22 protein-coding genes and 1 tRNA gene are annotated in these 18,398 nt (G+C 65.2%); 7 read left to right on the top strand and 16 right to left on the bottom strand.

Going from position 1 to position 18,398, the window contains the following annotated elements:
• The first annotated feature begins 29 nt into the window (after positions 1-29).
• On the top strand, positions 30-671 hold the full coding sequence (locus tag JT720_RS13700) for a protein-L-isoaspartate(D-aspartate) O-methyltransferase (protein ID WP_237219606.1): 642 nt from the start codon (positions 30-32) through the stop codon (positions 669-671).
• Positions 668-1,966, top strand: a complete 1,299-nt coding sequence (locus JT720_RS01395; RefSeq protein ID WP_237219605.1) for an erythromycin esterase family protein — start codon at positions 668-670, stop codon at positions 1,964-1,966. The genes JT720_RS13700 and JT720_RS01395 overlap by 4 nt, the downstream gene beginning before the upstream one ends.
• Positions 1,967-1,970: 4 nt before the next feature.
• Here the strand turns inward: JT720_RS01395 and JT720_RS01390 are convergent, their stop codons facing one another.
• The 3 genes from JT720_RS01390 to cmk all read right to left on the bottom strand — a co-directional run bounded on the left by JT720_RS01390 (position 1,971) and on the right by cmk (position 4,563).
• Complete coding sequence (locus JT720_RS01390) at positions 1,971-2,111, bottom strand: YgaP family membrane protein (protein WP_237219604.1); 141 nt, start codon at positions 2,109-2,111, stop codon at positions 1,971-1,973.
• Positions 2,112-2,236: 125 nt separating this feature from the next.
• A complete protein-coding gene (locus JT720_RS01385) occupies positions 2,237-3,910 on the bottom strand; it encodes a thiamine pyrophosphate-binding protein (protein WP_205478818.1) in 1,674 nt (557 codons plus the stop codon).
• On the bottom strand, positions 3,907-4,563 hold the full coding sequence (gene cmk / locus JT720_RS01380) for a (d)CMP kinase (RefSeq protein ID WP_205478817.1): 657 nt from the start codon (positions 4,561-4,563) through the stop codon (positions 3,907-3,909). Before cmk ends, JT720_RS01385 begins: the two co-directional genes overlap by 4 nt.
• Before the next feature lie 97 nt (positions 4,564-4,660).
• On the opposite strand from cmk, the gene JT720_RS01375 reads away from it, so the two are divergent.
• Positions 4,661-4,999, top strand: a complete 339-nt coding sequence (locus JT720_RS01375) for an FYDLN acid domain-containing protein (RefSeq protein WP_205478816.1) — start codon at positions 4,661-4,663, stop codon at positions 4,997-4,999.
• A gap of 64 nt (positions 5,000-5,063) precedes the next feature.
• Positions 5,064-5,139 (top strand) — tRNA-Ala (locus JT720_RS01370).
• Positions 5,140-5,292: 153 nt separating this feature from the next.
• Here JT720_RS01370 and JT720_RS01365 read toward each other — a convergent pair.
• The 3 genes from JT720_RS01365 to JT720_RS01355 form a co-directional block, all read right to left on the bottom strand.
• Entirely contained in the window at positions 5,293-5,457 is a 165-nt protein-coding gene (locus JT720_RS01365) for a Flp family type IVb pilin (RefSeq protein ID WP_205478814.1), read from the bottom strand.
• A gap of 28 nt (positions 5,458-5,485) precedes the next feature.
• Complete coding sequence (locus JT720_RS01360; protein ID WP_205478807.1) at positions 5,486-5,647, bottom strand: Flp family type IVb pilin; 162 nt, start codon at positions 5,645-5,647, stop codon at positions 5,486-5,488.
• 144 nt (positions 5,648-5,791) lie between these two features.
• Positions 5,792-7,762 (bottom strand): transglycosylase domain-containing protein, encoded by a 1,971-nt coding sequence (locus JT720_RS01355; protein ID WP_205478804.1) that lies wholly within the window; start codon positions 7,760-7,762, stop codon positions 5,792-5,794.
• Positions 7,763-7,893: 131 nt separating this feature from the next.
• On the opposite strand from JT720_RS01355, the gene JT720_RS01350 reads away from it, so the two are divergent.
• From JT720_RS01350 to JT720_RS01340, 3 genes are read left to right on the top strand one after another with little or no spacing between them, the layout of a single operon-like run.
• Positions 7,894-9,351: an ABC transporter substrate-binding protein gene (locus JT720_RS01350; protein ID WP_205478798.1), complete on the top strand. Its 1,458-nt coding sequence runs from the start codon at positions 7,894-7,896 to the stop codon at positions 9,349-9,351.
• Complete coding sequence (locus JT720_RS01345) at positions 9,351-9,782, top strand: DUF4112 domain-containing protein (RefSeq protein WP_336512021.1); 432 nt, start codon at positions 9,351-9,353, stop codon at positions 9,780-9,782. The genes JT720_RS01350 and JT720_RS01345 overlap by 1 nt, the downstream gene beginning before the upstream one ends.
• A gap of 50 nt (positions 9,783-9,832) precedes the next feature.
• Positions 9,833-10,153 carry a CHRD domain-containing protein gene (locus JT720_RS01340; protein ID WP_205478796.1) on the top strand — a complete coding sequence of 107 codons (321 nt, stop codon included), beginning with the start codon at positions 9,833-9,835 and terminating at the stop codon, positions 10,151-10,153.
• A 312-nt stretch (positions 10,154-10,465) separates the two neighbouring features.
• Here the strand turns inward: JT720_RS01340 and nadA are convergent, their stop codons facing one another.
• The 10 genes from nadA to JT720_RS01290 all read right to left on the bottom strand — a co-directional run bounded on the left by nadA (position 10,466) and on the right by JT720_RS01290 (position 18,373).
• Positions 10,466-11,467 (bottom strand): quinolinate synthase NadA, encoded by a 1,002-nt coding sequence (gene nadA, locus JT720_RS01335; protein ID WP_205478794.1) that lies wholly within the window; start codon positions 11,465-11,467, stop codon positions 10,466-10,468.
• Between the two features lie 143 nt (positions 11,468-11,610).
• The gene (locus JT720_RS01330; protein ID WP_205478792.1) at positions 11,611-12,303 is read right to left on the bottom strand and encodes a hypothetical protein; all 693 of its coding nucleotides are present in this window, start codon (positions 12,301-12,303) and stop codon (positions 11,611-11,613) included.
• 26 nt (positions 12,304-12,329) lie between these two features.
• A complete protein-coding gene (locus tag JT720_RS01325) occupies positions 12,330-13,181 on the bottom strand; it encodes an MBL fold metallo-hydrolase (protein ID WP_205478790.1) in 852 nt (283 codons plus the stop codon).
• Positions 13,182-13,218: 37 nt separating this feature from the next.
• Positions 13,219-13,638 (bottom strand): hypothetical protein, encoded by a 420-nt coding sequence (locus tag JT720_RS01320; RefSeq protein WP_205478788.1) that lies wholly within the window; start codon positions 13,636-13,638, stop codon positions 13,219-13,221.
• 73 nt (positions 13,639-13,711) lie between these two features.
• Positions 13,712-14,968, bottom strand: coding sequence for a glycosyltransferase (locus JT720_RS01315; protein WP_205478786.1), 1,257 nt, complete (start codon positions 14,966-14,968; stop codon positions 13,712-13,714).
• Positions 14,969-15,227: 259 nt separating this feature from the next.
• The gene (gene grxD, locus JT720_RS01310; RefSeq protein ID WP_205478784.1) at positions 15,228-15,545 is read right to left on the bottom strand and encodes a Grx4 family monothiol glutaredoxin; all 318 of its coding nucleotides are present in this window, start codon (positions 15,543-15,545) and stop codon (positions 15,228-15,230) included.
• Between the two features lies 1 nt (position 15,546).
• On the bottom strand, positions 15,547-15,786 hold the full coding sequence (locus JT720_RS01305) for a BolA family protein (RefSeq protein WP_205478777.1): 240 nt from the start codon (positions 15,784-15,786) through the stop codon (positions 15,547-15,549).
• On the bottom strand, positions 15,786-16,115 hold the full coding sequence (locus tag JT720_RS01300) for a DUF1476 domain-containing protein (protein WP_205478774.1): 330 nt from the start codon (positions 16,113-16,115) through the stop codon (positions 15,786-15,788). Before JT720_RS01300 ends, JT720_RS01305 begins: the two co-directional genes overlap by 1 nt.
• 154 nt (positions 16,116-16,269) lie before the next feature.
• The gene (locus JT720_RS01295) at positions 16,270-17,256 is read right to left on the bottom strand and encodes an outer membrane protein (RefSeq protein WP_205478773.1); all 987 of its coding nucleotides are present in this window, start codon (positions 17,254-17,256) and stop codon (positions 16,270-16,272) included.
• A gap of 118 nt (positions 17,257-17,374) precedes the next feature.
• Entirely contained in the window at positions 17,375-18,373 is a 999-nt protein-coding gene (locus JT720_RS01290) for an NADPH:quinone oxidoreductase family protein (protein WP_205478771.1), read from the bottom strand.
• Positions 18,374-18,398: the final 25 nt, after the last annotated feature.

Here is an 18,398-nt window from a genome sequence, read left to right as displayed (position 1 = left end):
CGCTGTCGGGGCTTTCGTGTTGAAGCCCCATGACGGACTTTGCCAGGCTGCGGGCGGCCATGGTCCGCGATCAGTTGCAGGCGCGCGGCATCCACGATCCGGCGGTGCTCGCCGCTTTTCACGAGGTTCCGCGTGAGCTGTTTGTCTCGGAGCAGCTGCAGGGCGAAGCGTACCAGGATCGAGCGCTGCCGATCGAAGCCGAGCAGACAATCAGCCAGCCCTTTATCGTGGCGGTCATGTTGCAAGCTGCCCACCTGTCTCCGCGCGACCATGTCCTCGAGGTAGGCGCCGGATCGGGTTACGCGGCAGCGCTGATGGCGCATCTTGCGCGGAGCGTTGTCGCTGTCGAGCGCCACGCGGAACTTGCCGAGCTTGCCCGCTGCCGCGTGCGGCGGCTCGGCATTCCGAATGTCCGGGTGGTGCATGGGGACGGCATGCTCGGCTACTCGGAAGCAGCACCCTACGACGTCATCCTCTGCGCCGCGGCCAACCCCGTGGTGCCCGCCGCATGGTTCGAGCAATTGGCGCCCAATGGCCGCATCATCATGCCGCAGGGCGCCCATGACGGTCCGCAGCGGCTGGTTCGCCTGACCGTCTTTGCCGACGGGCGATTGCGGGAGGAGGAGCTTGAGCCGGTCCGCTTCGTTCCTCTCTTGAGAGGTGAGGCATGAGCACACTGGAGCAGGCGCGGCCTGTCGAGCTGCTGTACGACATGGCAGAGCCGCTGCCCCAGATCGACGATCCGGGCTTCGCCAAGTGCTTCGACCGGTATGCCGATGCCCGTGTCGTGCTGCTCGGCGAGGCAAGCCACGGCACCAGCGAGTTCTATCGCGCCCGTGCCGCCGTCACGCGGCGCCTGATCGAGCAGCATGGCTTCACCATCGTGGCCCTGGAAGCAGACTGGCCCGATGCGGCACATCTTGACCGCTTCGTTCGTCACCGCCCGCGCCGCGAGGGTGAGGAGGTCGCGTTCGAGCGCTTCCCGACCTGGATGTGGCGCAACCTCGAGTTCGACCAGTTTCTTCGCTGGCTGCGCATCCACAATACCGAGGTTGCCCCCGAGCGGCAGGCGGGGCTGTTCGGGCTCGACCTCTACAACCTGCACGGGTCCATGCGGGCGGTGATCGGCTTCCTCGAGGAGAAGGACCCCGCGCTCGCCGCCGAGGCCCGCCAGCGCTACGACTGCCTCGCACCGTTCAGCCGCGATCCGGCTCGCTACGGGGCAATGGCGCTGTCCGCGGGCTATGCCTTCTGCGCGGACGGGGCGGTGGCGGTGCTGAGGGATCTGCTGGAGCAGCAATGCCTCGGCGGGGACTGTGACGAATGGCTGGACGCGGCGGCCAACGCCCGGCTCGTGAAGAATGCGGAAGGCTATTATCGCGCCATGTTCCACGGGTCGGACGACAGCTGGAATTTGCGGGACACGCACATGTTCGAGACGCTCTGCCAGCTGCTCGATGCCAAGGGGCCGAGCGCAAAGGCCGTCGTCTGGGCGCACAACAGCCACATCGGCGATGCCCGCGCCACAGGCATGGGACGGCAGCGGGGCGAGCTCAACATCGGGCAACTGGCCAAGCAGAAGTTCGGGGCGGAGGCACGGCTGATCGGGTTCGGCACCCACACGGGAACGGTGGCGGCGGCGGACGACTGGGACACGCCGATGAAGGTCAAGCCGGTGCGGCCCTCGCTGGAGGGCAGTCAGGAGCGCCTGTGCCACGACACGGGGTTGCCGCGCTTCCTCCTAGACCTGCGCGAGGACGCGCCCGAGCCACTCATGGCCGAGCGGCTCGAGCGCTTTATCGGCGTGATTTATCGACCCGAAACGGAGCGCTGGAGCCATTACAGCGAGGCCGTTCTGCCCGAGCAGTTCGATGGCTGGATCTGGTTCGACGAGACCCGCGCGGTGACGCCGCTTACCGACATCCACGGCAAGGGTGAGCACGAGATGTGGCCCTTCGGGCTCTAGCCGGTCAGCGCTTCAGCGGACCGGTATTGAGGCGCAGCAACCTGTAGACAGGGCAGTAACCCACCAGGCCGGTGACGAGCGGGATCAGGTCAAGATAGCCCAAGCTGGTCTTGTGGCCGATGAAGACCAGCGAAAGGGATGGCAAGGCCCCAGAACAACCCGGAGCACTCGGTCGAAAGTACCTTAGTTCCAAACGAACGTGGCATTTCTCCTGTTCGAGACAGGAGTGCGATGCGCTTCGGCGCGGTCGTTGCCGATTTGGTTTGTTCCTTAGCCCCGTGCGCGTTCACGCAGCGCCGAAATCGTGGTCTGGTTGCTGATCACCTCGACGTCTGTCTTCACGTGCAGCAGGCGGATTCCCCTGCGCTCCTGGGCGAGGGCGAGGGCAGGGGCGAAGTCCTCGGTGCGCTCCACCGTCTCGGCCCACCCGCCGAATGCGCGGGCAAGGGCGGCAAAGTCGGGGCTCTTCAGTTGGGTGGCGCTGAGCCGCTCGGGATAGTCGCGCTCCTGGTGCATGCGGATGGTGCCGTAGCTCGAGTTGTCGACGACGATCACCAGCAGGTCCGCGCCATACTGCGCCGCCGTCGCCAACTCCTGCCCGTTCATCAGGAAGTCGCCGTCGCCGGCCACGCACAGCACCTGCCGGTCGCGGAAGCGAATGGCGGCCGCCACTGCTGCCGGCAGACCGTAGCCCATGCTGCCGCTGGTTGGCGCGAGCTGCGACGGCGTGCTTGCGTAGCGCCAATAGCGGTGCACCCAGCCCGAGAAATTGCCTGCGCCGTTGCCAACGATGGTGTCCCTGGGCAGCGTCTCCCGCAGGACCTTCATGCAAAAGCCGAGGTCCATCGCCACGCCATCGCGTGGCTGCGGTTCGCTCCACTCCAGCCATTCGGCATGGGCCTCGTCGCCGGCGCCGAAGCGGACGAGGTCTGGGTCAGTCCACAGGTCCACGGCCTGCGCGAATTCGCTCATGTCCGAACAGATGGGCAGGTCGGCGTGATAGACGCGGCCAAGTTCGTTGGGGTCGGGGTGGACGTGAACCAGAGTCTGACCAACGTGGTCGGGGGTGATCAGCTTGTAACCGTCGGTCGTGGACTCACCGAGGCGTGCGCCGACCACCAGCAGCAGGTCCGCCTCACGGATGCGCTGCTGCAGCTTGGGATTGGGGCCATAGCCGAGGTTCCCGGCATAGACCCGGCAGTCGTTGCCGATGGCATCCTGCCGTCTGAATGCGGCGGCCGTCGGGATCCCGTGGCGCGCGGCGAAGTTGGCGAAGTGGTGCGCCGCGCATGGGCTCCAGTCGGCGCCGCCGACGATGGCGACTGGGGCGGCGGCCTCCTTGAGCAGCTCGAACAAGGTGGCGATCGCTCCGGGATCGGGGCTCTCGCACACGGAAGGAACCGCCGGCCGATCGACCGCTTCGACCTCGTCGCGGAGCATGTCCTCGGGGATCGCCAGCACCACCGGACCGGGCCGTCCCGCAGTCGCTACCCGCCAGGCGCGCGCGACATACTCGGGAATGCGGCGAGCGTCGTCGATCCGAGCGGCCCACTTGGCGACCGGGGCGAAAAACGCCGCCATGTCGATCTCCTGGAAACCCTCGCGGTCACGGTCGCCGCGGTCCAGGTCACCGACAAACAGGATCATCGGGGTCGAGTCCTGGAACGCGACATGGACGCCTGCGCTGGCATTGGTCGCGCCCGGCCCCCGGGTCACAAAGGCCACGCCCGGGCGGCCGGTGAGCTTCCCATCCGCGTCGGCCATGTAGGTGACGCCGCCTTCCTGACGGCAGACCACCACATCGATCTCTGGCGTATCGTGAAGGGCATCCAGGACCGCCAGGAAGCTTTCGCCTGGCACCGTGAAGACCCGGTCGCAGCCCTGGATGCGCAGCTGATCGACGAGGATCCGTCCACCGGTCCGGAGAGAAGGCGTGTCGGTCATGCAGGTTGGCTTTCCGCTTTGATCTTTCGTTCAACCAGACGAACGGCTTGCGCGACCGCCGAGTCCCGGTCGAGCGCACTGGTATCCAGGAGGAGCGCGTCGTCTGCCCTCGCCAGGGGAGCTGCCGAACGATGGCTGTCCCGCTCGTCACGCGCGCGGATATCGATCAGCACATCGGCCAGATGGGCATGGAGACCGCGGGCAAGCAGTTCGGCCAATCGCCTTTCGGCCCGGACCTCGGGTGAGGCGGTCACGAACAGCTTGGCCGTAGCGTCCGGCGCGATGACGGTGCCGATGTCGCGTCCATCCAGCACGGCGCCGCCGGGCTGTTCGGCGAAGTTCTGCTGGCGCTGCAGCAAGGCCTGGCGAACCATCGGATAGGCGGAGATGCGGCTGGCGATCCCGCCGACGGCTTCGCTGCGCAACTCTGGATCGTCCGCCAGCCCAGCGATTTCATCGCAGGCACGCAACGCTGCGAACTCGCTCTCCGGATCGCCACCCCAACGTAGCAGGTGGAGTGCCACGGCTCGATACAGCGTGCCGGTGTCAAGGTGGGGGAGACCGAAATGCTTGGCGAGGGCACGGGCAATCGTGCCCTTGCCACTGGCGGCTGGTCCGTCGACCGCGATGACGAGGGGCTTTGGCGCGGGCATGGGCGCGGCTTTGACAGCCACCCCCCGCTATGGCAAGGCGCCGCCCGATTTGGCCGGAAGACCCTCTTCCCGGCCCCCATGATCGTTGGAGTTGTCCATGGTGAAGCCCGAGTGGGGCCACAAGCGAACCTGCCCCAAGTGTTCGACCCGTTTCTATGACCTGGGCAAGGACGACCCGGTGACCTGCATTTCGTGCGGCACGGCGTTCGTGCCGGAGCCGGTGCTCAAGTCCAAGCAGCCCATGCCGTTCGAATCCCCGGCTGTGGCCGCGGGCGTCGTGGCCGACCCGGCTGCGGCGGACGAGGATCTCGGTGCAGAAGATCTCGCCATCCCGGACGAGGACGAGGAGCCTAGCGCGGACGACGAGGTCGATCTCGGCACGGGTGATGATGACCTGGGAGTCGAGACCGGCGACACGGACGAAGAGAACAACTAAGCGTCGGGGGATGCATTTTCCCGTTTGCGGAACGGGAAAGTTCGCCTAAAGGCGCGCGGGACAAGGGGCCGTAGCTCAGCTGGGAGAGCGTCGCAATGGCATTGCGAAGGTCAGGGGTTCGATCCCCCTCGGCTCCACCATCCCGCTTTTGAAAAGACCGGCTGGGCACTCGGTGCTCGGCCGGTTTTTCGTTGTGGCCTGCCTCATGTGCCGAAGCGCTGGTCTGCGGTCAGCACAAACGAAAAGCGGCGGCGCCTTTCGACGCCGCCGCCCATCGTTCAGGTAAGTCGGTCTTACTTCGCCAGTTCAGTGGCAACCGTATTGAACTTACCCGACAGGTTGGTCCCCACGCTCGACATGGCGCCAATCGCGGCGACGGCGATGAGTGCGGCAATGAGGCCATACTCGATGGCGGTTGCGCCCTCTTCGTTCTTCATCAACCGAAGGAAATTGTTCATTTCCGGTCTCCTAAACTGGCTCGTCGACTTACTTGAGGTTCGTCGCGACAGTGTTGAACTTGCCCGACAGGTTGGTGCCGATGCTGGACATCGCGCCAATGGCGGCAACGGCGATGAGAGCGGCAATCAGGCCGTACTCGATCGCGGTGGCACCCTCTTCGTTCTTCAGCATCTTCAGAAACTTCGACATGTCCGATCTCCTAGTTCCACTTTGTTCGGGATTTCTCCCGCCACCGGCGGCTTCGGGAGCACGTCGGTCATCGGTGGTTTACGGTGGAATGGGTTGATGAATCGCTAAAGGCGCGGGTTAAGGAATCTTAACGATTCAACCACTTCAGAACTGATCGAGCAGTCGCTCCAGAGCCTCGGCCGCATCCTCGATCCAGTCCGGTTCGGTCCAATCCGAAGGGATTGGGCTCCGACGCTCCTCGGCAGCTTGTCTGCGGGGCGGCTGATAGTCGCGCGGGAGCGCGGTTGCGGAACGCCCATCGATGCTGACGGAGGGCGCCATGAACGCGCGCCAGATCTGGGCAGCCGCAGTGCCGCCGGACATGGATTTGCCCAGCGGCTTGTTGTCGTCGCGTCCCACCCAGACGCCGACAACCAAGTCTCCAGCGAAGCCCACGAACAGCGCGTCGCGATTGTCCTGGCTCGTTCCCGTCTTACCGAAGGTTGGCGTTGCCAGCGCGGCCCGGCGCCCCGTGCCCTCGTTGGCGGCAGCCCACAGGAGATCGAGCATTGGTTTCCAGTCCCGTCCGCGCTCGAGGCTCCCGCCGCGCATGAAAAAGGCATCCGTGAGGTCGCCCTCGTCACGAACCGTCGGCTGCAACCCGGTCGCCTTCACGGGATAGCGACCGCTGGCGACCGCGGCGTAGGCGCTGGTCAGCTCCAGCAGGCTGACCCCCGCAGTGCCGAGCGCCACGCTTGGCGAATTGGGCAAAGGGGTCGAAATACCCAGGTCCCGCGCGGCGCGAAGCACATTGCTCCGACCCACTGCCTCGGAGAGGCGAACCGTGGCCGCATTGCTCGATCGCGCGAATGCTTCCTTGAGGGTGATTCTTCCACGGTACACCCCGTCGTTGTTGGCCGGTGTCCAGCCGTCGATCGTGATTGGAGAGTCATCGATCAGGGACTCGGGCGTCCAACCCGCCCGGAGCGCCGCGAGATAGACGAACAGCTTGAAAGCGGACCCCGGCTGTCTGCGGGCCTGAGTGGCGCGGTTGAACGGCGACTCGCCGTAGGAGCGTCCGCCCACCATGGCGACCACCCGTCCGTCGGGCCGCATGGCCACCAGTGCGGCCTGCGCTCCGTCGATGGGAGCGCGGGTAATCGCGCGAACCGCCAGTCGCTGGAGATCGGCATCGAGCGTGGTGGGGACTTTCACCTGGCCGAAGTCGCTCTCGAACGCCTTGCTCGCGGAAGGAGCGACCCAGTCCGCGAAGTAGGTGCCGGTGGGCACACGCTGGCCGGCGATGATGGGCCGAGCGGAGCGGGTCGCCCGGGCGCGCGCAGGCGTAATGACGCCAGTGTCCGCCATCGCCTGCAGGACCAGCCGGCTACGCTTCTGGGCTCCTGCCAGGTTCTTGGTGGGCGTCAGGCGGGACGGAGCCTGAACCAGGCCCGCCAGCATCGCCGACTGCGCCAGGGTCAGCTTCTCGGGTGAACGGTTGAAGTAATGCCGTGCCGCAGCCCGGAGCCCATAGACCCCGTCCCCGAAGTAGACGGAGGAGAGATAGCGCGAGAGGATCTCGTCCTTGGTCAGCCAGCCTTCAAGCCAGAAGGCGATGATGACTTCCTGCGCCTTGCGCTTCAGGCTGCGGTCCGAGGACAGGAAGCTCGTCTTGGCGAGCTGCTGAGTGAGGGTGCTGCCCCCCTGCCGGACACCGCCCGCCGCCATGTTGGCGACCATCGCCCGGCCGATCGCCCGTGGATCGATACCCCAATGGCGATAGAACCGTCGGTCCTCGATCGCCACGAAGGCCGCCGGGGTGAGTGGATCGAGCTTAGCAACCTCCACCGGGCGGTCCTTGATCGCTCCTCGCCGGGCAATCGGCCTTCCCTCGGCCGAAACCAGCAGCATGGCTGGATCGGGAAGGGGCTCCAGCGCCCGGCCTAGCGGCGCGGTGATGACCAGCCACAGGATCGTGATCAACAGCAGCGCGCCGGTGACCGTGAACCCCATCCTAATCCACCGCCGCTTCCGACGGACCGGGGGCGGCGCATGGTCGGCTGGCGGAGCAAAGGGGTCGGGGAGTTCCTCGATATTGAGGCCGTCGCGCTGCCACGGAGAATCACGATCAGCCATCGACGTGGACCGGCACCCTTGTTGTTCGCAGCAGCACGCTGCATTGCCCCACTAATACAGTTGAGCGTGCATGGCTAGAAGCTGAACGCTTGGGTTGTGCCCTCGGGCTCGCTACATCGCTGCGGATGAGGATGCGGTTTCCGCTCGTTGGATTGCTGGTGCTGACGCTGCTGATGAGCTGTCGGCAGGCGGAAGAGGGCGCCGTGCACGTAACGGTGCTCGGCGACACGCCGAAGGTCGTCGACCCCGCTGCCGGACCGCTCGACGCGGGAGAGGCGGTGCTGCTCGCCAGTGTGGCGCAGGGGCTGGTGCGGTTTGACCCGGTCGGAAATATCGAGCCTGGCCTCGCCGAGCGCTGGAACGTCAGTGATGACGGCCTCAGCTACATCTTTCGCCTGGCGACCGGCGAGTGGCCCGATGGGCGGAAGATTGTTGCGCGTGACGTCGCTCGCATCCTGAAGCGTCAGCTCGCGCGGACGAGCCGCAATTCACTCAAGGACACGGTTGGCGCGATTGCGGACGTGGTGCCCATGACTGAGCGCGTCATTGAGGTGCGGCTGGTCGCACCTCGGCCGCAGTTGTTGCAATTGCTTGCGCAGCCGGAATTCGCCCTGGTGCGCGAAGGAGTGGGGACCGGACCCTTCCAGCTTAGGGATGGAGCCGCCGTCAATGGTGCGCTTCGGCTCAGACGCGAGATCCCTGCGCCAGACGGACGCGAAGCGGAACAGGAGCGGGTCGACCTGCTCGGACGTGATGTCGGCGCGGCGATCAAGGCGTTCATCGCCGGGGACACCGACCTCGTGCTCGGCGGAACCTTCGCGAACCTGGGTTCGGCCCTGGGAGCTTCGCTACCGCGCGGGAGCCTGCGCTTCGACCCCGTTGCCGGCCTGTTCGGGCTGATGCCGGCGCGCTCCTCCGGCCCTCTCGCCGAGCCGGAGGTCCGCTCCTTGCTGGACCGCGCGATTGATCGCCCCGCACTGGTTGCCGCCCTTGGTGTTCCCGACCTGGAACCCCGCGCGAGCATCCTGCAGCCGGGCCTGGAAGGCGTGGTGAACGCCGCTGTGCCGGACTGGGCGGCGCTTCCCCTGGCTGAACGTCAGGCGGAGCTGGTGGCGGAGGCAGAGCGTCTGTTCGAGGCGGAGCGCCCCACCATCCGGATCGCACTTCCGGACGGCCCGGGTGCAGCAATCGTTCTTCAGCGGCTCAGGACGGACTGGGCCCCGCTGGGGATTGCGGTCGAGGCAGCCGGCCGCGACGCGCCCGCGGATCTCCGGTTCGTCGATCTTGTGGCGCCCTCGCTCTCCCCCGCTTGGTTCCTGCGCCAGTTCCGCTGCGAGGTCGCCCCGATCTGCTCCGAGGAGACGGACAAGTTGCTTGCCGCTGCCCGAACCACGCCGTTCGCACCGCAACGGAACGCCCTCCTCGGAGAAGCCGAGCGACAGATGCGCCAGCAGGTCCTGTTCATGCCCATTGCAGCACCGGTCCGCTGGTCGCTGGTCGGGCGTGACATTCCGGGCTTCGCCGAGAACCGTTTCGCCCGGCATCCGCTCACCAACCTCCGCGAGCGGCCGGGACAAGGGAGGGAATAGTGGCTGTCCGACCCGAACCGTTAAAGAGACCACCGCTCCCGCTCGGCACCGACCCAGCGAGCGTTCGCCAGCGGGTGGAAGCAATGGAGCGCGTCATGGAGCGCCTGTTCGTCATCCCCGGCACCAACAAGCCAGTCGGTCTGGACGTGGTGCTCGACCTCGTGCCGTTCCTGGGCTCAACCGCCGCCGCTGTGCTCGGCACCTACATGGCCTGGGAAGCCCGCAACCTGGGCATGGGGAAGTGGCAGATGACCCGCATGGCGGGGAACATCGGCGTGGACTGGCTGCTCGGCCTCATCCCGTGGATCGGCGCCGTCCCCGACTATTTCTTCAAGAGCAACACCCGCAACCTGCGCATCATCAAGCGCCACCTCGACAAGCATCATCCGGGAACGAAGGTGGTGGATGCGACGGCGGAGCGGCGGGGGTGAGGTCTGCTTCCGACCCATTGCGGACATAAGCCGCAACGCTATCGTGCTTGATGGGATGGTTCAGAAAGAGCGAGGCGACCGGCCATGAGTTGCTTGGTCGATGGAAGGTAGATCCGACTGATACCGCTGCCGTTGAAGCCTACGGGGACGCGGCCCTTGAGTTCGATGAGCGCGGTAATCTTATCTACATCGTCAAGGGGCAGGAGAAGGATCAAATCATACTGCTAACATATCGTGTCGTTGGGAATGTCTTGATCACTGATCAGCCGTCGCACCCCGACCGGCAATCCACGCACTTCAAGGTGAGCGGTGATGCACTCGATCTGACTTTCGGCGGTCAGCCAGCCCGCTTCCGGCGCGCTGCTGCTTAGATCCGCTTTCCACCCATAACGGACATTCACACGATCATTGAACAATAGGATCGCGTCTGCTCGAAGCTGTCCCGCGGCTCGGCCGTAGGCTCTTTCGCATCACCAAACCACTCGGGCGCAAACCCGCACGACCGTGAACATTGTGAACATTCGCGCGGCTGGCCACGCCACCAGCTGATACTGCTTCAGCTGATACTGCTTCAGCAGATCATAAAAGCGTCGCCCGGCCGATCCCACGGCTCGGACCCGATTGCACAAAACTCCCCTCACCAGGAAAACTTCGGGAACTTGTTCAGGAAAGCGACTGCTGAGTCAGGTGCTTGCAATCACCGGTCGCCCGACGTCACCCTGGCCCACCGTCCGCCCCGCCATCTCCAGCATGCGCTCCAGTGGGACGCGAGCGCCGTCCATGATCTCGGGCTTGAGCTTGATCCGCGGTTCCAGGTCGCGGAGGGCCACGTAGAGCTTCTCCAGCGTGTTCAGCGCCATGTACGGGCACATGTTGCAATTGCAGTTGCCGTCCCCGCCGGGCACGCCGATGAAGGTCTTGTCAGGCGCAGCCTTCTCCATCTGGTGGATGATATGCGGCTCCGTCGCGACCAGGATCACCTTGCTCGGGCTGTGCGTCGCGAAGTCGAGGATCGCCTTGGTTGAGCCGACGAGATCCGCATGGTCGACGATCTGCGGCGGGCATTCGGGGTGGGCGGCGACCGGCGCATCCGGGTACTGCGCCTTGAGCTTCAGCAGCTCCGTTTCGCTGAACGCCTGGTGCACGATGCACACGCCGGGCCATAGCAGCATGTCGCGCCCGGTCTTGCGCGCCAGATAGCCGCCGAGGTGCCGATCCGGGCCGAAGATGATCTTCTGCTCCTTGGGGATCTGCGACAGGATGATGTCCGCGCTGCTCGACGTAACGATGATGTCCGAGAGCGCTTTCACAGCGGCCGAGCAATTGATGTAGGTCAGCGCGATATGATCTGGATGGGCTTCGCGGAATGCCTTGAACTGGTCGGGTGGGCAGCTGTCCTCGAGAGAGCAGCCCGCGTCCATGTCGGGCAGGATGACGGTCTTCTCGGGTGACAGGATCTTGGCCGTCTCAGCCATGAAGCGCACGCCGCAGAAGGCGATCACGTCGGCGTCCGTCGCGGCCGCCTTGCGCGACAGGTCGAGGCTGTCGCCGACGAAGTCGGCGAGGTCCTGGATCTCGGGTTTTTGATAATAGTGCGCCAGGATTACGGCGTTGCGCTCTTTCTTCAGGCGCGTGATCTCGCCGAGCAGGTCGACGCCCTTCAGGCTTTGGACTGGTGCGGTCATGCGCGTCATATGGTTTGCCGCACGAAGAAACGAAAGGGTCCTCCGACCCGTCCACCCTGAGTAGCCGAATAACCACGTATCGAAAGTGGCTGGTGCTTCGACATGCCGCTTGCGCGGCTATTCAGCATGAGCGCCGATGCTTGTCAGCGGGACGCTGCGCGTTCCTCCAGCACCTCCGCGATGGAGCGGCTGACATCCCAGCGCTCTGCATTGCCCTGTTGGCCATCCGTCGGCGCGCGCACCACCACCTTGATGTCGCCTAGCCCCGCCGCCTTCAGCGGGGTCTGCAAGTTGCGCCCGACCGCCTCCCGCGCGGCGCGCGTCGCCGCAGCCAGGTTTTCCGCCTTGGCCGCCTCCGCTTGGGCCTGCTGGCGCGCGCCGATCGCCACTCCTTGGCGCAACTGCGTCTGCATGTCGCGCGTGATCAGCGGGCCATCATAGGCGACCACTTGCCGGCTCTCGTCGATGTTCGGGGTCGCGGGCCGCACCGCCGGCGCCCGCACCAGCAGCGTCCGCGTGCGCTCGTCCCAGACATAACCATCGAGGCCAAGGTCGCCCATGTCGACGAAGTAGCTCACCGACCAGGGCTGTCGTACGGTCATCTCGCCTTCCAGGATGTTGCCGATACCGCCGCGGGTTTCGCGGTTGGTCGTGACCTGCCCTGATAGGCGATACACCTCCAGCCGATTCCGGTTCTCACGAAGGGCAACGACCAGCCTGTCGAGTTCACTTTCCTCGACCTCCTGCTGCACCTGCCGGTCTTCGTGCCGCGCCAGATAATAGCCGAGACCAATCAGTGCCGCGATCGCTAGCGCGCCCCAAATCAGGGCTCGCACGGACAATCCCTTTCGGGAGGAGGGGGTTAGTCGGAAGGGGTCCATTGCTCGTCTTGCGACTGAACGAGTCCACGCTCCCGAAGGTCCAGGAGGTGCGCGAGAACCGAGGCACCCGCCGCCGGAACGAGCCGCGGGTCGATTCCGGGATAGGCCGCGTGCACGATCATCTCGACTGTCCGATTGCCTTCCCCGACCAGACGCAGAACCTGCCGTTCACGCTGGACGCGGTGGGTCAGCATGCCGCGGACCAGCCGCTGCGGATCGGTCACCGGCTCTCCGTGGGCAGGGTAGTAGATGCGATCCGACCTTTGGCGGAGCTTCTCCAGGCTCCGCATGTAATCGCCCATGTTCCCGTCCGGCGGAATCACCACGCTGGTGGACCAGCCCATCACATGGTCGCCGGTGAACAGCGCGCCGCTCGCTTCGTCGGCGAAACACAGGTGGTTGGAGGTATGCCCCGGCGTGAACACCGCAGTCAGCCTCCTGCCATCCACTTGGATCCCGTCCCCTTCGCCGAGCACCCGGTCGGGCGAGTAATGGTGATCGAAGCCCGCATCCGCTCGCGTGCCCTCATCCAGCGTCAGCGGGGCGCAGCCCATGATGGGGGCACCCGTTGCTTGCCCAAGGGCCCGGCTCGCGGGGCTGTGATCGCGGTGGGTGTGAGTGACCAGGATGGCAACAACCGGCCGGCCGGCGATGGCTGCGAGCAGCGCGTCGACATGCTGGGGGATCTCCGGTCCGGGATCGATGATCGCCAGTTCCGACTCGCCGACCAGGTGAACCTGCGTGCCGGTGAACGTGTAGGCTGACGGATTTGGCGCGAGCAGCCGGGCGATCCCCGGCTCCGCGATGATCAGCTCTCCGGCCGGCGCGTCCATGACCCTGCCCTGCCACGGACACACAGGTGAGGCAAAGTCAGCTTCGGCTCTTCAGCTCCGCGGCCTTGGCCCGGATGTCCGACACGATCTTGTCACGGTTCGCCGCTGGAAGTTGCTCGTTGCTCTCCAGCCTGCGGGCCGCGTCTTCGAGCATGGCAATGATGCGTGCGTTGCTGGCACCTTTCTCGCTGCACAGGACGATGCGACTCTTGTGCCGCTTCGCCGGATCGTCGCCGCTGGCGGCGGTGAACTCGAACTTATGACCCTCGCAGGTGACCGGGCGGCTTCGAGCTGGCGGCAGTGGCGAGGTCTTGCCGTTAGAACCGTCGACGCGGTGGATCTCGACGATGGTTGTCTTCGGCCCCTCTCCAGCAAGCGGGGCTTCAGGCACGGGCGGAACAGGCGGGGTCGGAACCTCCTGCGCTGCCATGGCCATGGCTACCAACAGATGAAGCATGCTGCCCTCCTCGATGCGTCGCGTCAGCGCAGAGGTGCCGCCCGCGATCTAAACCGCGGCTGAACGGCTCTCGTCAGGCGGCAGCCAGCGGTGCAGTTGCTGGTGTCGCCGCAATCGTTTCATGACCATGCCGGCGAGCCATAGCTGCAGGGATCACGTTCCCAAACAGAACGTCCATGCTGTGGCGCCACGTGAACTCGCCCGCGACATAATCCCGCCCAGCTTCTCCCATCGCGCGATGGTCACCGCGCCAGACCTCCAGGATGTTGGCTGCCATTGCCGTACTATCCCCCACAGGTCCCAAGCGACCCATCCCAGGCAAGACACGCTCCAGCATTGCTCCGGCAGCAACGCCCACGACCGGAAGACCGGAGGCCTGTGCCTCGATGACCGAGACCCCGAAGGTCTCGTTCGGCATGGCGGACACGTAGATGTCGCTGCTGGCGAGCCACCGGGCGAGTGTTGGGCGGTCGTTTACGAATCCGGGGGTGATAATCCTGGAATCCTTGAGAGCCTCAAATTGCTGGCGGAACGGGCCGTCTCCCAACACCACCAGCTTCGCCCCGAGTTCGGACGGCAACTGCCGCAGCGCCTCGACCACGATGTCGGGACGTTTCTCGATGTCGAGTCGGCCCACGTAGATCAGGAGCGGCTGATCATCGCCGACCCCCAGCGAGCGGCGCAGTTCCCAGTCCCTCAGGGACGGAGAGAAGTCCCCCATCTCCACACCGAGCGGAAGGATGAAGACATTCTCGACGCCGAGCCCGCGAAGCGTGTTGCCTCCGCCGTAATTGGACAAAGCATAGACCGCGTCGAACTGGCGGTAGAGATTTCCGCAATAGCGGTAGCACAGACGTCCCGCGGCCCGTGCTGCCGCCCGCCCGACCACTTTCTGGAACGGCCGTTCGACGTAAACCGTCGGAAAGTCGGTCATGTAGCCTGCGACCAGGGCGGTATGGGGATGCTGCTCGCGGTGGCCCAAGGCCGCCCATGGCAGGTTGTAGGCGTCCTGGCATTCGATCACGTCCGGCATGAACTGGCCCAGCACGCGTCGAACGGCTCCATTGCGGAGGAGGAGGCGGTAGTTCGGGCTGAACGGAACGTTCGGCGACCGGACCCAGGCGGTGATCGCGCGACCATCCTCTTCGATGCGATCCTGCGTCCCGGGCAAGATCATCAGGTGCCGATGCGAAGTATTCTCCAGAATGTGGGCCCGCTTTCGGCGGAGATAGGTACCCACACCACCGCCGACGGCTGACCAGCTCTGCGTCAGGTCGCAGAACAGGCGTTCGGGGCTATGATCCAAGGGAAAAGCTGGCTTCAGCATCATGCGTGCAAACCGTCGAGCGCGGCCGAAGTGCCGTAAACCCTCAACCGCACGATCTGTCGGGAAAACTGACACTGCCGAGACAGATCATGCGAACTCAAATCAGAGAATTGGCGGTTTTCTAACGTTCTCTCGAGTTTGGCACGACGCGTGCTACTCTGATGGCGTCCACTTTGGTTCCACGCCAAACAAGAAGGGACGGTGCAGCGGTTTCTGGTCCCGCGCTCCGTCCCTTCTTCGTATCCAATCCTGGCGATGACGATCAGGCCTCGGTCTTGCCGACAAGCTGCTGCAGCTCGCCGTTCTGGAACATTTCCATCATGATGTCCGAGCCGCCGACGAACTCACCCTTCACATAGAGCTGAGGGATGGTCGGCCAGTCGGAGTATTCCTTGATGCCTTGCCGGATCTCCTGATCCTGCAGCACGTCAACCGTCTCGAACGGCACGCCGAGATGGTCGAGAATGGCCACGGCTCGGCTGGAGAAGCCGCACTGCGGGAACAGGGCGGTGCCCTTCATGAAGAGCACCACGTCATTGCTGCGGACGATCTGGTCGAGCCGCTCCGTCACATCACTCACTTCACTCTCCTTGCGGCACTGCGGTTTCGAGTTGCAGTGCATGAAGCTCTCCGCCCATGCGCCCCCCAAGTGCTGCGTAGACTTTCTGGTGCTGACGCACACGGCTGAGCCCCGCGAAGCTCGCACTCACCACGCGGGCCGCGTAGTGATCGCCATCGCCCGCCAAATCTCGGATCGTCACTTCCGCGTCCGGGATGGCGGAGCGGATCAGTTGTTCGATTTCGGTTGCCGGCATGGGCATCAGAGGTTGGTCGCCTCGATGATCTGGCGGCGAGCTTCCACTTCGCGATGCCCCAGCTGTTCGCGGATACGTGCTTCATCCATGTCCACCCCGGCGCCGGTCAGATCGCCGAGCACCTTGCGAATGACGTCCTCGTCCCCGGCTTCCTCGAAGTCGGCCCGGACCACGTCCTTGGCGTAGGCCTCGGTTTCGGCAGGCGAGAGCTGCATCAAGCCGGCAGCCCACTCGCCGAGCAGCCGATTGCGCCGCGCAGTGATCCGGAACCGCATGTCCTCGTCGTGCGCGAACTTGGTTTCGAATGCGCGTTCGCGATCGTCGAAGGTCGTCATGGCTCTGCTCCCCGGATGATGATTGGGGCGGAGATAGGCGGTGCCTCGCATGGAGGCAACGGCACGAAAAGGGCCGGACGTCCGAAGACGCCCGGCCGAAGGTTGGACACGCCACATGCGTTGGACGTGCCGGTAGGGATGGTCGGTCCGACCGTTAGCCGCGCTCAGGTGCCGGCGGCGGCGGAGGCGGCGGAGGCGGCGGCACGGGGCAGGTGTCCGTTGCCAGCACAACCGAGCCATCCGGGCAGGTCTGGGTTGCCGGAGCCGGCGGAGGCGGCGGCGGCGGGGGTGGCGGTGGCGGAGGCGGCGGGGGAGCGGCCTCGGTGCCACCGAAGTTGAAGATCAGGCTCGCCAGCAGGCTGTGCGACCGGAACTTCTGCTCGGCATCCGCGAAGATGTCCGCCGTGGTGGTCTGCGTCACCGGGGTGATCACGCCTCCAACGTCGACGTTCGTCGTCAGCGGTGTGCCGGTGAGCGTCGTGAACCCGTCGTTCGTGAAGTTCAGGTTGCGTGTCCGGAAGTAGCGATACTTCAGGCCGAAATCCACGTTCGAGCTGAGCGCATAGCGAGCACCGGCGATCAGCTGGCCCGCCCAGGCGCTGTCCTTGTCGCCAAGCGCCTTGACGCGCGCGCGGCCAAGACCCGCACCGGCGTAGAAGGACAGACCGTCCTCGTCACCGAAGTCGAGCAGGGCGTTGACCATGCCGGACAGGACCTTAACGTCACCATCCAGGTCGAAGTCGGTGGCAACCAGCGCGTCGGTACCGGTGTAGTTAAGGCCGGTGTTCAGGCCAGTGACAAAGGTGCTGCTGACGCCGAGTTCGTCCAGCTTCGCGCGCTTCCAGCCAAGCTCGCCTTCGAGGCGGATCAAGCCGAAGTCGTAACCGACGATCGCATCGAGATCGAGGCCGCGCTTGTACTCGATGCCGAATGCATCATTGTACGTGGTGTCCAGCGGACCGGCCGGACCCGCCGGCGTCGCAGGAGTCTGGGTCGTCGTATAGTCGACGGAAACGTCCGCATCATTGTCACGCGGGAAGAGGATGCCCCCTTCGACGCCGAAATATGGCGAGCCGTCGCGGGCCAGTGCTGGCGTGGCGATGGCCGCGCTCGCAACTGCCGCAAGCAAGATTTTGCGCATGGTGGATACCCTTCTCTATGTGAAATCCGCACCGCCGAAACGGGAGGGGTGATGGAAGGTTTCACCCGCAGACCCATCTGGCGGGTTACTGATGCACAAAGGCAACAGCTGGAAAGGGCTACGCAATCTCCACGACAAGCTTGCCGATCACCTGACGGGCGGCCATGGCGGAGATAGCCTCTCCAGCCTTCTCAAGCGGATAGGTGGCGCTGACGAGCGGTTGGATCTTGCCCTCGTCCCAGAGCCGGAACAACTCCTCGACATGCGCGGCATTCGCCTCCGGGTCGCGCATTGCGAAGGCCCCCCAGAAAACCCCGCACACGTCGCAGCTCTTCAGCAGAGTGAGGTTGAGCGGGAGTCTCGGAATGCCTGCCGGGAACCCGACGACCAGGTAGCGGCCTTCCCACGCGATCGCACGCAGGGCAGGTTCGGAATAATCGCCACCCACCGGGTCATAGATGACGTCGGCCCCGGACGCCCCCACCGCTTTCTTGAATAGGTCCGCGAGAGCCTTGCGCGCATCTCGATCGAACGGGCCGCGCGGGTAGACGATGGCCTCGTCAGCGCCGGCGTTACGGGCGGCCTCGGCCTTTTCCTCGGAGGACACGGCTGCAATGACCCGCGCGCCGCGAGCCTTGCCGAGTTCAACGGCCGCCAGTCCCACTCCGCCCGCCGCGCCTAACACCAGCAGGGTCTGGCCTGCCTGCAGCCGGCCCCGATCCCAGAGGGCGTGAATGGAGGTCGCGTAGGTCAGCAGCAGCGCTGCGCCTTCGGTGTAGCTGCGGCTTTCGGGCAGCCGGAACGCACTCCTGGCGGGGATGACGATCTTCTCGACCAGTCCACCAAAACCGGGAACCGCGATCAGGCGGTCGCCCACATTCCAGTCCGTCACTCCTTCACCGACGCTGATGACCTCACCGGCAATCTCGCCCCCTGGAGCGAACGGCCGAGGCGGTTTCAACTGGTACTTGTCCTCAATGATCAGGACATCGGGGTAGTTGATGGCTGCCGCATGCACGCGGACTAGGAGCTCGCCTGCGGACGGCACCGGGTCATGAAGGTCCGCAAGCTTGAGGGTCTCGGGACCGCCGGGCTCGTGGGAAAGCAGTGCGCGCATGGATTGGCCTCCGTCATCCCGGCCT

The sequence above is a fragment of the Sphingomonas arenae genome (assembly GCF_016924655.1).
GTDB lineage: Bacteria > Pseudomonadota > Alphaproteobacteria > Sphingomonadales > Sphingomonadaceae > Sphingomicrobium > Sphingomicrobium arenae.
The sequence above is the reverse complement of the archived record's forward strand: the minus strand, read 5'-3'. Positions and strand labels throughout refer to the sequence as shown.

What these genes read in the sequence shown, in the direction of transcription:
- JT720_RS01355 (WP_205478804.1), bottom strand. Translation starts at nt 7,762, where the DNA reads ATGGCTGATCGTGATTCTCCGTGGCAGCGCGACGGCCTCAATATCGAG.
- cmk (WP_205478817.1), bottom strand. Translation starts at nt 4,563, where the DNA reads ATGCCCGCGCCAAAGCCCCTCGTCATCGCGGTCGACGGACCAGCCGCC.
- JT720_RS01395 (WP_237219605.1), top strand. Translation starts at nt 668, where the DNA reads ATGAGCACACTGGAGCAGGCGCGGCCTGTCGAGCTGCTGTACGACATG.
- JT720_RS01340 (WP_205478796.1), top strand. Translation starts at nt 9,833, where the DNA reads ATGGGATGGTTCAGAAAGAGCGAGGCGACCGGCCATGAGTTGCTTGGT.
- nadA (WP_205478794.1), bottom strand. Translation starts at nt 11,467, where the DNA reads ATGACCGCACCAGTCCAAAGCCTGAAGGGCGTCGACCTGCTCGGCGAG.
- JT720_RS01315 (WP_205478786.1), bottom strand. Translation starts at nt 14,968, where the DNA reads ATGATGCTGAAGCCAGCTTTTCCCTTGGATCATAGCCCCGAACGCCTG.
- JT720_RS01375 (WP_205478816.1), top strand. Translation starts at nt 4,661, where the DNA reads ATGGTGAAGCCCGAGTGGGGCCACAAGCGAACCTGCCCCAAGTGTTCG.
- JT720_RS01300 (WP_205478774.1), bottom strand. Translation starts at nt 16,115, where the DNA reads ATGACGACCTTCGACGATCGCGAACGCGCATTCGAAACCAAGTTCGCG.
- JT720_RS01325 (WP_205478790.1), bottom strand. Translation starts at nt 13,181, where the DNA reads ATGGACGCGCCGGCCGGAGAGCTGATCATCGCGGAGCCGGGGATCGCC.
- JT720_RS01350 (WP_205478798.1), top strand. Translation starts at nt 7,894, where the DNA reads ATGCGGTTTCCGCTCGTTGGATTGCTGGTGCTGACGCTGCTGATGAGC.
- JT720_RS01320 (WP_205478788.1), bottom strand. Translation starts at nt 13,638, where the DNA reads ATGCTTCATCTGTTGGTAGCCATGGCCATGGCAGCGCAGGAGGTTCCG.
- JT720_RS13700 (WP_237219606.1), top strand. Translation starts at nt 30, where the DNA reads ATGACGGACTTTGCCAGGCTGCGGGCGGCCATGGTCCGCGATCAGTTG.
- JT720_RS01305 (WP_205478777.1), bottom strand. Translation starts at nt 15,786, where the DNA reads ATGCCCATGCCGGCAACCGAAATCGAACAACTGATCCGCTCCGCCATC.
- JT720_RS01295 (WP_205478773.1), bottom strand. Translation starts at nt 17,256, where the DNA reads ATGCGCAAAATCTTGCTTGCGGCAGTTGCGAGCGCGGCCATCGCCACG.
- JT720_RS01365 (WP_205478814.1), bottom strand. Translation starts at nt 5,457, where the DNA reads ATGAACAATTTCCTTCGGTTGATGAAGAACGAAGAGGGCGCAACCGCC.
- JT720_RS01290 (WP_205478771.1), bottom strand. Translation starts at nt 18,373, where the DNA reads ATGCGCGCACTGCTTTCCCACGAGCCCGGCGGTCCCGAGACCCTCAAG.
- JT720_RS01385 (WP_205478818.1), bottom strand. Translation starts at nt 3,910, where the DNA reads ATGACCGACACGCCTTCTCTCCGGACCGGTGGACGGATCCTCGTCGAT.
- JT720_RS01360 (WP_205478807.1), bottom strand. Translation starts at nt 5,647, where the DNA reads ATGTCGAAGTTTCTGAAGATGCTGAAGAACGAAGAGGGTGCCACCGCG.